Annotated in this window: 10 protein-coding genes; 3 read left to right on the top strand and 7 right to left on the bottom strand. The window is 39.8% G+C overall.

Features of this window, described 5'->3' with window-relative positions:
* Positions 1-87: 87 nt before the first annotated feature.
* Positions 88-2,634, bottom strand: a complete 2,547-nt coding sequence (glnD, locus tag QMF79_RS07665; protein ID WP_281773370.1) for a bifunctional uridylyltransferase/uridylyl-removing protein GlnD — start codon at positions 2,632-2,634, stop codon at positions 88-90.
* A gap of 3 nt (positions 2,635-2,637) precedes the next feature.
* Complete coding sequence (ung, locus tag QMF79_RS07670) at positions 2,638-3,309, bottom strand: uracil-DNA glycosylase (RefSeq protein ID WP_281773371.1); 672 nt, start codon at positions 3,307-3,309, stop codon at positions 2,638-2,640.
* A gap of 201 nt (positions 3,310-3,510) precedes the next feature.
* Between ung and grcA the strand changes: the two genes are divergently transcribed.
* Positions 3,511-3,897, top strand: a complete 387-nt coding sequence (grcA, locus tag QMF79_RS07675) for an autonomous glycyl radical cofactor GrcA (protein WP_040217094.1) — start codon at positions 3,511-3,513, stop codon at positions 3,895-3,897.
* A 100-nt stretch (positions 3,898-3,997) separates the two neighbouring features.
* On the opposite strand, the gene yegQ is transcribed toward grcA, so the two are convergent.
* On the bottom strand, positions 3,998-5,395 hold the full coding sequence (gene yegQ, locus QMF79_RS07680; protein ID WP_281773372.1) for a tRNA 5-hydroxyuridine modification protein YegQ: 1,398 nt from the start codon (positions 5,393-5,395) through the stop codon (positions 3,998-4,000).
* A 144-nt stretch (positions 5,396-5,539) separates the two neighbouring features.
* On the opposite strand from yegQ, the gene QMF79_RS07685 reads away from it, so the two are divergent.
* The gene (locus tag QMF79_RS07685) at positions 5,540-5,923 is read left to right on the top strand and encodes a cytochrome b562 (protein WP_281773373.1); all 384 of its coding nucleotides are present in this window, start codon (positions 5,540-5,542) and stop codon (positions 5,921-5,923) included.
* Positions 5,924-5,973: 50 nt separating this feature from the next.
* Here QMF79_RS07685 and apbC read toward each other — a convergent pair whose 3' ends face one another.
* The 3 genes from apbC to QMF79_RS07700 all read right to left on the bottom strand — a co-directional run bounded on the left by apbC (position 5,974) and on the right by QMF79_RS07700 (position 9,879).
* Positions 5,974-7,071 carry an iron-sulfur cluster carrier protein ApbC gene (apbC, locus tag QMF79_RS07690; RefSeq protein ID WP_281773374.1) on the bottom strand — a complete coding sequence of 366 codons (1,098 nt, stop codon included), beginning with the start codon at positions 7,069-7,071 and terminating at the stop codon, positions 5,974-5,976.
* Positions 7,072-7,142: 71 nt separating this feature from the next.
* Positions 7,143-7,892, bottom strand: coding sequence for an ABC transporter substrate-binding protein (locus QMF79_RS07695; RefSeq protein WP_281773375.1), 750 nt, complete (start codon positions 7,890-7,892; stop codon positions 7,143-7,145).
* Positions 7,893-8,004: 112 nt separating this feature from the next.
* Positions 8,005-9,879 carry a SurA N-terminal domain-containing protein gene (locus QMF79_RS07700; RefSeq protein WP_281773376.1) on the bottom strand — a complete coding sequence of 625 codons (1,875 nt, stop codon included), beginning with the start codon at positions 9,877-9,879 and terminating at the stop codon, positions 8,005-8,007.
* Between the two features lie 243 nt (positions 9,880-10,122).
* Between QMF79_RS07700 and QMF79_RS07705 the strand changes: the two genes are divergently transcribed.
* Positions 10,123-11,427 (top strand): cation:proton antiporter, encoded by a 1,305-nt coding sequence (locus QMF79_RS07705; RefSeq protein ID WP_281773377.1) that lies wholly within the window; start codon positions 10,123-10,125, stop codon positions 11,425-11,427.
* A 129-nt stretch (positions 11,428-11,556) separates the two neighbouring features.
* On the opposite strand, the gene QMF79_RS07710 is transcribed toward QMF79_RS07705, so the two are convergent.
* Positions 11,557-12,858: an NCS2 family permease gene (locus QMF79_RS07710; RefSeq protein WP_281773378.1), complete on the bottom strand. Its 1,302-nt coding sequence runs from the start codon at positions 12,856-12,858 to the stop codon at positions 11,557-11,559.
* Positions 12,859-12,929: the final 71 nt, after the last annotated feature.

Here is a 12,929-nt window from a genome sequence, read left to right on the forward strand (position 1 = left end):
AGCAATAAAAATCCGACTGTTTTAGTCGGATTTACCTCGTTTTAGGGATAACTAAAATAGATTAATATTAAAGAAAAAATACTCTTATTAAGAATCTAGCTCGGTCGTTATAATATTTTTCAGCGTTTTCTTCATTTCTTCACTCAATGCTTGATTTTCCTGCGTACTCACCACAAAAAAATCCTCTACACGTTCGCCGATGGTAGTAATTTTGGCGTTAATTAAAACCAGATCCAATTGATTAAAAATCTGGCTAACTTGAGCCAATAAACCTTCACGGTCAAGTGTGAAAAGTTCAAAAGCGGTCTGATTTTGGTTAGAGTTTACTAAAAAACGGACTTTCGTTTTGCGTTTAAAGGTTTGGTGTTTTATTGGTCTTTTCACCACGGCAAAAGGTTTGGTCTGCGGTTCAGTAAGCTCTTTCTGCAAGGCTTGTTGAATTTGCTCGCAACGGATTTCATCCAAAGCCTGTCCATTCTGCTCAGTAACGATAAAACTGTCGAAAACAAGATCATTCTGGCTAGTAATAATTTGGGCGTCATGAATGCTAATTTTTTTCTTGCTCAACATATTCGCAATACGGGCAAAAAGTTGCTTTTGATCTTCGCAATGGATAAAGATCTCCGTTGCTCCACGAGCGTATTCGTTGGAAACTAATACCAATGGCAGTTGATTTTGCTTGAGTAATGCCAAGGCGTGCCACACGAGTTGAGTGGGTTTATTACGTAAAAAATAACTTTCTGACCCATTCGCCCAATAGGTTGCCAAACGCTTGTGCTGAGAAGGCGTCAGTGCCAATTTCATAATTTCTAAGGCTTCAGCTTGATTGTTTTCTGCCTCTTTTTTGTAGTCCAATTGCTCAGCCAGTTGCTGAGTGGTGAACTCGAAAAGTTGTGAAAGCAGCGTGCGTTTCCAGTCGTTCCAAAGGGTTTCATTAGTGGCACAAATGTCCGCTACCGTGAGGCAAACCAAATCGCTTAAAGCGGTCTGATTTTCCACAATTTCTGCAAAAGTCTGCACCACATTAGGATCGTGAATATCACGGCGTTGAGCGGTGATCGACATCGTCAAATGCTCTTTTACCAACCACGCCATTTGCTTGGATTGGCTCTCATCAAAGCCGTGTAGATGAGCAAATTCATACATATCCACCGCTCCATTCTCTGCGTGATCGCCTTCACGACCTTTCGCAATATCGTGCAACAACGCAGCCAAATAAACCAATGGCTTATGCGTGCAAGCGGCGAAAATTTGATGACAAAGTGGATGAATAGCTTTGGTCTGTTCATCAAGAAAACTTTCGAGCTTTAACATTACTCGAACGGTGTGTTCATCGACCGTATAAATGTGGAACATATCAAACTGCATCAACCCTGTAATGCCTTGCCATGCGGGGAAATAAGCCGAAAGCACACCTAATTGATGCATCGGCACAATCGCATTTTTAACCATTTGTGGCTGCTGAATAATTTGGATAAAACGGCTTCGAGCTTCTGGCAATTCACACAAAGGCTGCTGGCGTTTTTGAAGAGCGATACGAAGATGACGTAGTGTCATCGGATCAACTTGCAATGTTTGGTGTTGCGTAAGGTGCAAAAAGAGATCCAATATCGTTTCTGGCTGTTTTGCAAAAATCCGATGATTTTCCACCGCTATTTGCTGATTTTGTAGATAGAAATGTTCATCAAGCGGTTGTTTTTCTGCACTATTTTGTAAACCTAAAACACGCTGTTTCACGCTATTTAACAAAAGCTGGCTGAGTTGCGAAATCGATTGTGTTGCTTGGAAAAAGGTTCGCATCATCGCTTCGACGGGCTGATTGCCTTCACCATGATAGCCAAGCAATTCGCTAAGTTGTAATTGGCGGTCAAATCGCATACGATTGTCGTAGCGTTTGAGCTGCGTATGCAACGCAAATCGCATTCGGAAAAGTACGTTCTCCGCTTGTTTAAGCTCTTGATATTCTTCAGGAAAAAGCAAACCTTTGTTAAAGAGAGCATCAAAACTGCGTGCACCATAATGACGTAACATAATCCAAAGCACTAAATGCAGATCGCGAAGTCCACCTGGGCTATGTTTAAGATCGGGTTCAAGGTTGTAGCTCGTATTGTGATAACGGGCGTAACGCTCTTCTTTTTCTGCCATTTTGGCTTGGAAAAAATCGGGAGTTGCCCAAAAATCATCTTGAAAAAGAGCTTCAACAAGACGATGCCAAAGCTCAGCATTACCGTATAAAAAACGCCCTTCATACATATTGGTTGCAACCGAAAGCTCTTGCTTACCGATGTCTAAACACTCTTGCAAAGTGCGAATGCTCGCCCCTACTTGTAATTTAGCATCCCAAAGCAGGTTAAATAGCTCATTTAATTTAGCGTGAGTTTGCTCGTCTAATGGATTTTCGGTAAGCACTAAAATATCTAAATCTGACAGCGGGAACATTTCACGGCGACCATACCCTCCAACGGTAATAAGAGCGAGATCTTGACGATCTGCAAAACCAAAATCATGCCAGAGTTTCAGCAAATTTTGATCATAGAAATCGCTGCGTCGGTACAATAACTCCATTACATCGCTTGAAGCAAATTGAGTGCTTTGCTCGCTGTTAAATTCGGCAAGCTGTTCTTTTAAATTCATTGTTTACACCTCAAGCGGAAGCTGCCAATTGATTTCCTCCATTCCGTGTGCTTTCAAATATTCATTCGCTTTAGAAAAATGGTGGCAACCAAAAAAGCCGCGATGAGCAGCCAAAGGCGATGGGTGAGGAGCAGTTAAAACACAATGTTTATTACGATCGATGAATGCCCCTTTTTTCTGGGCGTGACTTCCCCAAAGTAAGAAAACAATGTTTTCACGATGAGCATTGAGTTGTGCGATCACTTTATCAGTAAAGGTTTCCCAGCCCCAGTTAGCGTGCGAATTGGCTTTACCCTCTTCAACAGTAAGCACGGTGTTGAGCAACAACACACCTTGCTTTGCCCATTCGACTAAATACCCATGTCTTGGAACAACGAAACCTTCAATATCTGTTGCTAACTCTTTATAAATGTTGATAAGCGATGGAGGCGGAGCGACGGGTGGTTTGACAGAAAAAGATAAGCCATGGGCTTGATTTGGGCGGTGGTAGGGATCTTGCCCTAAAATCACGACTTTCACTTGATTAAATTCAGTCAGAGAAAAAGCACTAAAAACTTCATTTTGTGGCGGGTAGATGGTGATACCTGCGTGTCGAGCTTGGTGTACTTGTTGCAAAATTTGTTGGAAATAAGGTTTCTCTTTTTCTTCGCCAATGGCTTCTTTCCACGTTTTCATAATAACCTCTTGTGCGTAACTAATGCATATAAACACATAAACTGGATTATTTTTTACTCAATTAACGCTACTTTTGTAAAAAATGTTCAAATTTTTATCGCTTTCTATCTCGATAGGGGTATAATCCCCCCATTCAAAAAAAGTTGAATATTTCAAATTTTTTGTAGTTTATTTTCAATTTCTTATACTAGGAGTCTTAAAATGATTAAAGGTGTTCAAATTACTGAATCAACAAACAGCAACTTATTAAACTCTTTCTGGTTATTAGACGACGAGAAAAACGAAGCTCGTTGCATCGCAGCTAAAGGTGACGCTTACAAAGAAGACCAAGTTGTTGCAATCAGCGAATTAGGTCAAATCGCATACCGCGAAGTGCCAGTAAACGTTGCACCAACTATTAAAGTTGAAGGTGGTCAACACTTAAACGTAAACGTTTTACGTCGTGAAACTTTAGAAGATGCAGTTAAACACCCAGAAAAATACCCACAATTAACTATCCGTGTTTCTGGTTACGCAGTTCGTTTCAACTCATTAACTCCAGAACAACAACGCGATGTAATTACTCGTACTTTCACAGAAAGCCTATAATTACTAGCTAGATTGTTAAATTAAAAGAAAGCTAACTGGAATATTCTAGTTAGCTTTTTTATACCTCCTCTTTAGAAAAGAGGAAGAAGGAAATTTATGGCTACGCTTTATGCGGATTTCTCGTATTGGTATCAGTTAAATTACGCATCAACAATGCAAAATCTAAATCAATATTCGCAGGCACATCTAAGAAAACAAAGTGTCCATCACCAAGCCCTGCTTCCACACTTTCATTTTTACGGTTTAACAAGCGGTCGATTTTAAACACAATATTGCCTTTTGGCGTCATCATCTCAACAGAATCACCTACTAAGAATTTATTTTTTACCGCCACTTCCGCCATACCTTCCGCATTGCGTTTGCCTGTGAATTCTCCTACGAATTGTTGGCGTTCAGAAATAGAATAACCATATTCATAATTTTGATATTCATCATGCGTATGACGACGCAAGAAGCCTTCGGTGTAACCTCGATGAGCTAGGCTTTCAAGCGTATCCAGCAAGCTTTTATCAAATGGTTTTCCCTCTGCGGCATCATCAATTGCTTTACGGTAAACTTGAGCTGTTCTTGCACAATAATAGAACGATTTAGTACGCCCTTCAATTTTCAGAGAATGCACACCGATTTGCGTTAAACGTTCTACATGCTGGACTGCACGCAAATCTTTCGAGTTCATAAAATAAGTACCGTGCTCATCTTCGAACGCTGTCATCTGCTCATCTGGGCGCTGTGCTTCAGTATAAAGGAATACTTTGTCCGTCACCGCACCTTCGCCAAGCGTTGGGGCAACATTAGTCACTTCAATTTCAGGTTGGTATTTTTGCACCGTATCTTCTTTTGGCACAATATTACCCACTTCATCCAGCTTGCCCTCTTCCATTTTGTATTCCCAGCGGCAAGCGTTGGTGCAAGTGCCTTGGTTTGGATCACGTTTGTTGATGTAGCCAGAAAGCAAGCAACGACCAGAATATGCCATACATAATGCACCGTGCACGAAAATTTCAAGCTCCATATCTGGCACTTGTTTGCGGATCTCTTCGATCTCTTCTAGAGAGAGCTCACGCGATAAAATCACGCGGGTTAATCCCATCTGTTTCCAGAATTTTACCGTCGCCCAGTTTACTGCATTCGCTTGCACAGAAAGGTGAATATCCATCTCAGGGAAATGTTCACGCACAAGCATAATCAAGCCAGGGTCTGACATAATCAATGCATCCGGTTTCATATCTACAACCACTTGTAGATCTTTAATGAAGGTTTTGAGCTTAGAGTTATGAGGTGCAATATTCACTACCACATAGAATTTTTTGCCAAGCTCGTGCGCTTCCTTAATCGCAATTTCAAGGTTTGCGTGGTTAAATTCGTTGTTACGCACACGTAAACTATAACGAGGCTGCCCTGCATAAACGGCATCTGCACCATAAGCGAAAGCGTATCGCATATTTTTTAACGTGCCCGCAGGCGATAACAATTCAGGTTTTGCGTATTTTAAAGTCATGATTACTCTCTTCTGATTACAAGTCAGTGCCTCTCAGAATGAAAGGCATAAAGCGATTATTTTCTAAGAAATACCCCTTTGTAGCAAGCGATTGTTCTATTAAAATGGCATTTCTTTTTACTTATCTTGAATAAAGGATTTTAAATGAAGCTTCAAACGCTATTAAAAACTTCTCTAGCGGTAGGATTATTGGCATTTTCTGCGAATGCACTTTCAGCAGGCGTGATGAAAGAGATGATTCAAATGAAAAAACAACTCAACGCCCTTCACCAATCTCAAACCAGCGAGGAATTCCAAGCTGCTGCCGAGCAATTTATCGAATATTCAAAAGATGCTCAAAATACAATGCCAAAAAGTGTAGGAGATGATCAAGAACGCTTCAAAGGCTACCAAGCAGGCGTGCAAGAAGTGATTGATGTAGTAAATCAAGCCAACGAAAAAGCCAAAGCAGGCAATTTAGCCGAAGCAAAAGAAATGATTGAACAGGTTGATGAGATGAGAAAGAAATATCATAAGGAATATAAATAAAACAGCATTAGGGCAAATAATTATTTGCCCTAACATTCAACTATATTTTCTTATTTCACTTCACGAATCATAATTTCAGACGGAATAACCTGACCTTGCCAATATAATTCAGCCGCTACTTTACCTGCTAGCTCAATATAAGCTTGGCTAATTTCGTGGGTTGGATCAGCTTCAACAGTTGGCATTCCAGCATCTAAATCTTGACGCAAACGAATATGCAACGGCATTTGCCCTAACACTTGTGTGCCATAGCGTTTCGCTATTTTTTCTGCCCCGCCTGTACCGAAAATATCTTCGTGATGTCCGCAGTTTTGGCAAATATGCACGCTCATATTTTCGATAATTCCCAACACTGGTACAGACACTTTTTGGAACATTGAAATCCCTTTAATCGCATCAAGCAATGCGATATCTTGTGGCGTAGTCACTACAACTGCACCTGTAACTGGAATTTGTTGCGAAAGAGTAAGTTGAATATCGCCTGTTCCTGGCGGCATATCGATAACCAAATAATCCAACTCATTCCACCAAGTCTCATTAAGTAACTGGCTTAATGCACTACTTGCCATTGGGCCACGCCAAATGGTCGCATTATCTTCCGCCATCAAATAACCGATTGAGTTAGACTGAATCCCGTAAGTTTCAATTGGCGTGATGTGTTTGTTATCTGGCGAAGTTGGACGCTGATCTTTCGCACCTAACATATGTGGAATAGAGGGACCGTAAATATCGGCATCCAAAATACCCACTTTAGCCCCTTGTGCTTTTAAAGCTAATGCTAAATTTACCGAAGTGGTAGATTTTCCCACACCACCTTTACCAGAGGTCACCGCAATGATATTTTTCACTCCATTCACTGCAGGATGATGATTTGCACGCTTTAAGGTCGCGATGTTGTAATGCAAAATCCATTTAATTTCGGTCGCTCCAGTAACTTCTTTTAACTTTACTTCCGTTGCTTGTTTTAAGGCTTCAAAACCACTATTCCACGCAAATGGCATAGTAAATTCAAGGCGTAAAATACCTGCACCTAGCTCTGCTTTTTTAAGCGTATTCAGTGCAATTAAATCTTTCTGTAACGTTTCGTGCGTGAAATTTTGGAGCACGAACTTAATGTCGTTTAGTTGTTGTTCAGTGAGTTGGTTCATAATTATCCTTAATTGGTAGGTGATCGCAAAAATAGGAGATTTAAACGGTAGAATCAATCCCTAAAAAGAGGTTATTTAGAAAATTCATATAATGGCAAGATCGCAACTTCTTGCTCTAAAATCTCAATAAGTTGTTGCATTAACGCAACACGTTTACTGCTATTTAACTTTTTCGTTTGTAATTTTGCCAGCAATTTATCTACTTCTACATTGGCGTATCCGTTGCGATTTTCAGGGCTTTTTGAAGCAAAACGGGCTAAAAAGAGCATCGGATTTGGTTTTTCAACACATTGCTCGCTGCGAATAAGCTGATAGTTGCCCTTATTTCGTTGTGCAATCAGCTCCGATTTTTTGACCGCTTGTGGATGAACACGAATAAGATCCGATTGTGCTAATGCGCGGCTAATTTGCCTTCCAATCACATTATGCGGCTTTTGATTTTCAAACAGAATATTCAAATACAGTGGCGACTTGGAGCGTATGCCACTCTGTATCAGCAACTGCTCAACCGCAATGGGCGACCAATGACTTTCCGTTTCTACTTGTAACGATTTCGGCAAAATATGGTAATTGATTTCGCCATTTTCATATTTGATGCGATTTGAAAAGACCATCGCTTTAATAGCTTGGCGAACTTCAGGCTTTTTTAACTGCGGATCGTGAAAATTAAAATCGTAAAAATAAGTGCAAAGTTTAGCTGGCGAAGCGACTTTCTCTACCGTTTTGGCATTCGCTGACAAAAAGAAACAAAAACAAGCGGTAAATATTGCAAAATTTTTTGCAAATTTCACCGCTTGAGATTGAAAAAGAGAATAAGCCATACAAATACCTGAGTAGATTTCTAAACTATGGCTATTATACGCTAATTTGGAGAAATTGATAAAGAAAAGGACAGATATCATAATCTCTGCCCTAAAATAACGTAATAGATGATTACTGTGCTGTCGAATTTAGCTGTTGCATAAACTCTTCATTCACATCAATTGACGCACGCTCACGTAAATTGTTGATTAAATCGGCACGTAAGGTAGTGCGATTTACGTCATTAAATTGAGCTTGAAGTGGTTTAAATTCATTTAATGAACCATCTTCTACTTTATCTAATGCCACTAATAGCACATCGCCTTGAGTATTACGAGCGACACTGAAAGTTGGTTTGCCCGCTGGTTTTGGCATTGCAAATACCGATTTGGCAAATGCAGGTTGTTCTGCTTGTGCTTGAGCATAAACAAGTGTTTGAGCTCCACCGAAAGTAACCTCATTTTTACCTTCGCTTAATGCTTTTGCTTGAGCCTCTGCTTGAACTAATAATGCCGTTTCCGCTTTCTCACGCTTTACCATTACTTCCACTTCTGATTTTGCTTCATCAAACGTTTTCTCACGCTGTGGATGATATTGTTTTACACGCAGGAACATTGTGCGAGAAGCATTTTCATTGCCCACTTCTAATGCCTCTGAATTTTGACCTGATTGAGCTAAATCACCCTCAAAAAGCACTTTAGTTACTGCATCAGATTTTAATGCTTCTGGTAATGTCTCACGAGTAAACATAGGGGTAGTTTGAACTTCAACGCCTGCCACTTTTGCGACTTCTTCCAATGAGCCTGCATTTTCATACGCAGAAGTTGCCATATTACGAGTTAACGTTGAATACTCTGCCCCCACTAATTCGTGACGCAAAGTATTCACAATATTTTCTTTCACTTTCTCAAGTGGTAAAGCTGTTTCTGGTTTACGATCTAACACTTTAATAATGTGATATTCATTGCCCATTTTGACTGGTTGACTAACTTGCCCTACTTGCAATGCGTTAGCAGCCTTTTCAAACTCAGCTGGAAATGTGCCCGCTTTTGCCCAACCTAAATCACCGCCTTTTGTTGCCGATAATTTATCTAACGATTTTTCTTTGGCAAGGGTTGCGAAGTCAGTACCTGACTTTAATTGCTGCTCAATAGCTTGCGCTTCTGCTTCATTTGCTACTTGAATATGTGCAAATTGAGATTCGCCTTTGGTGACATATTGTGCTTTATTCGCTTCATAATAAGTAGCAATTTGCTCATCCGTAACCTGCACCTTATTTTCTACTTGTTTTGGAGATAAAGTTACATATTCCACCACAAACTGCTCTGGCATCACTAATTGTGTCTTATGCTTATCATAGAAAGCCTGCAACTCCTCTTGTGAAGCGGTCTGTTTTTGCACTTCATTTGCTAAAGAGTAAGACGCTAAACGCACTTGGCGTTTTTGGAATAACAATTTAGCTAAGTTTTCTTCTTGAATAGGTACATTAAAGCTAGTACCTAAAATTCCTTTTTCCATTTGAGAAAAGAGAATGCCTTGCCCTACAATTTGAGCATAGCCATCGGGGGTTAATCCCGCATTGCGTAACGTCTGCTGATAAAGATTATTATCAAACTTGCCGTTTTGCTGAAAGTTTGGACTATGAACAATCTCAGACTTAATTTGATCAACACTTACTCCTAAATTCAATTCTTGAATGTATTGACGGAGCAATTCATCATTGATGAGATTATTTAAGACTGATTGGTTAAATTCGTTTGCAAATTCAGGTTTATCTAATAAGTCCCAGAATTGTGCCCCCATTTGGTTTGACATAATAGTTTGTTGGCGATTCTTTGCATCAGAAAAATCACGTTGTGAAATCTCTTGTCCGTTCACTTTTACGGCAGAAGTATTTGCACCAACAATACCACCACCGATACCTGCAAGCACAAATGAAAGTGATACCAATGAGAAGATAATTTTAAAACCAACGCTATTGGTTCGTTCATGCCATTTTTCAATCATGGACTATTCCCTAATATACTGAATATAAAAATGCTAGGAATTATACTTTAAACTCAATTTTTCTCAAATCTGATTTTTCCATTCTTAGGGCTTTTAGCGTTATTCAAAAATGCTTACTCTAGAAGCAATTTTAAATAACAACACAAGTATTTTTGAAACGTACACAAGCCCTAATAAAGTGATTTATGATAGAATACACCCTCTTTTTATTTTCTCTATTCAGAAACATACTGGATTTTCTTGATGAATATTTATGCTTATATTTGCTTTCTGGCAGCTCTTTCTATCTTACTTGGATTTATTACAAGCAAAATTTCTGCTCGTGTGCAGTCAACCGTTGCTATTACTGCAGCTGCGATGTTTTGCTCATTATTAGTCTGGATTTTAGGCTCATTCGGTTGGTTTAAAATTGACGTTATCGCAAAAAATGTGATGGAGCAAATTGATTTCAAAAGTTTCTTACTCAACGGGATTTTAGGCTTCTTACTTTTTGCGGGCTCTTTAGGGGTAAAATTACCCGTACTTAAAGACCAAAAATGGGAAATTACTGCATTCGCTCTTATCTCAACCCTCATTTCCACTTTCCTGATCGCATTATTGATTTGGATGCCCGCTAACCTTATCGGATTACCAATTGACTTTATCTATTGCGTCGTTTTTGGTGCGTTGATTTCTCCAACCGACCCGATCGCAGTATTGGCGATTATCAAAAACTTACGAGCTCCCAAACGTTTATCAATGCAAGTAGAAGGGGAATCGCTGTTTAATGATGGGGTCGGCTTAGTGATTTTCGTAACCGTTTTTACAGTGGCTTTTAGTGGTCAAGAAACTTCTGTTGGCAATATTTTTAGCCTCTTTATGCACGAAGCTATTGGCGGGATTTTATTCGGCTTCTTACTCGGCTTTATTGCCCACGTGCTGATTTCCTCAACCGATGATGGCTCAATGGAAATTCTCATCACACTTACTATTCCAACCGCAGGCTTTATGTTTGCCTCTAATGTACTACACGTTTCAGGTGCACTTGCAATGGTTGTTGCTGGGATTATGATTGGTAACTGGACGCGTCGTTCAGGTTTCTCGGAACAGAGCCAACGTTATCTCGACCATTTCTGGGAGATGATCGACCACTTCTTAAACTCACTGCTCTTCTTCCTGATCGGCTTTGCATTATTGTTAGTAGACTTTGAATTCTACGGGATTGTATTGATGATTATCGCTATTCCTGTTTGCTTGATTTCACGCTATCTCAGTCTCTGGATTCCATTCAAAGGAATGCAACAATTCAGAACCTACAACCCTTACACGCTAAAAATTATGACCTGGGGCGGTTTACGTGGTGGTTTAGCTCTTGCGATGGCCCTTTCCATTCCAAGCAAGACTGCATTTGCAGGCTCCATTGATGTAAAAGATTTAATTTTAGTAATGACTTATGCGGTGGTCATGTTCTCGATTCTTGTGCAAGGTTCAACCATTGAACCAATGATCAGAAAATCAAAAACGGTTGATCCAAATCGTGAGGAGTATTTGCAGCCTAGCAAACATTAGCTTTAAAATGTATAGTCGTAATTATCGCTAAAAAATATCAATTTATAAACACGCGGTGGATTTTGTTGAGAGCCCTTCAAAGGCTAAACAAAATCCACCGCTTCTTTTTCTATGAAATAATATTTAATACTAAATCGCTAACCCTAACGCATAGAATGCAACTAACACAATCGCAATAATCACTGTGCCGATGTTTAATTTTTTGAACTCGCCAGAAATAGAGCGACCAATCACTAAAGTAGCGAAACCTAGCATAATACCTGTTACGATGTTAGCGGTAAGTACAATAAATACTGCACACACTAAGCCAGACATTGCACCAACGAAGTCATCAAAATCTAATTTTGATACGTTGCTTAACATCAATAAGCCTACATACATTAATGCTGGTGCGGTTGCATAGCTTGGCACTAAACCTGCTAATGGCTGGAAGAAAAGCATCAATAAGAAACCGATACCCACCACTACTGCGGTTAAACCTGTTTTACCGCCAACGGCTGTGCCTGCTGCTGATTCGATATAAACTGCGGCTGGTGCAGTACCGAATAAGCCTGATAACACTGAGCCTAATGAATCAGAAGTTAAAGCTCTGCCACCATTTAAGATTTGACCATCTTTATCTAATAAATTTGCTTGACCCGCAACAGCACGAATTGTACCTGTTGCATCGAAGATTGCCGTCATCACTAATGCGAATACCACAGGTAAAATTGCTGCATTTAATGCCCCCATTACATCTAATTCTAAGAATAATGAGTTCTCGCCAAAGCTTGGCATTTTAAAGAAGCCAGAATATTTTACATTCGGGTCAAAAATTAAAGCGATAATAGTAATTACAATGATTACCCAAAGGATTGAGCCTTTCACTTTTAAACGCTCTAAACCAACAATTGACGCCAAACCAAGTAACGACATCATTACAGGGAATGAAGTAAACTCGCCCATTTTTACAGGAATATCAATGCCACTATTAATAACTAATTTGACGTTGGTTGCTGCAATCAATAAAAGGAATAAACCGATACCGATACCTGCACCGTGAGCGATACTAGAAGGCAAGTTGCGTAAGATCCAAGAACGCACGCCCGTTACTGAAATAAGAGTAAATACAATCCCCATTAGGAAGATTGCACCAAGTGCCACAGGAATTGAGATTCTTTGACCAAGCACTAAACTGAATGCGGTAAATGCAGTTAATGAAATTGCACTACCGATTGCCATTGGTGCGTTTGCCCATAAACCGATTAAAATTGAGCCTAACCCTGACACTAAACAGGTTGCAATAAACACCGACTCAGCAGGGAAGCCTGCTTGGCTTAACATTCCAGGCACAACAAAAATAGAATAAACCATTGCCAGGAATGTAGTTAATCCCGCGATTACCTCTTGACGAACGTTTGAACCACGTTCTTCAAAATTAAATAAAGACATAAAGACCCCTAATGTAGAAAAAATTAGGGAGAATTTTACAGAATCCCCTTTCAATAAGCAAACGATTGCTT

Origin of the sequence: Pseudohaemophilus parahaemolyticus, assembly GCF_938021905.1 — a bacterium.
Classification (GTDB): domain Bacteria; phylum Pseudomonadota; class Gammaproteobacteria; order Enterobacterales; family Pasteurellaceae; genus Haemophilus_A; species Haemophilus_A parahaemolyticus_B.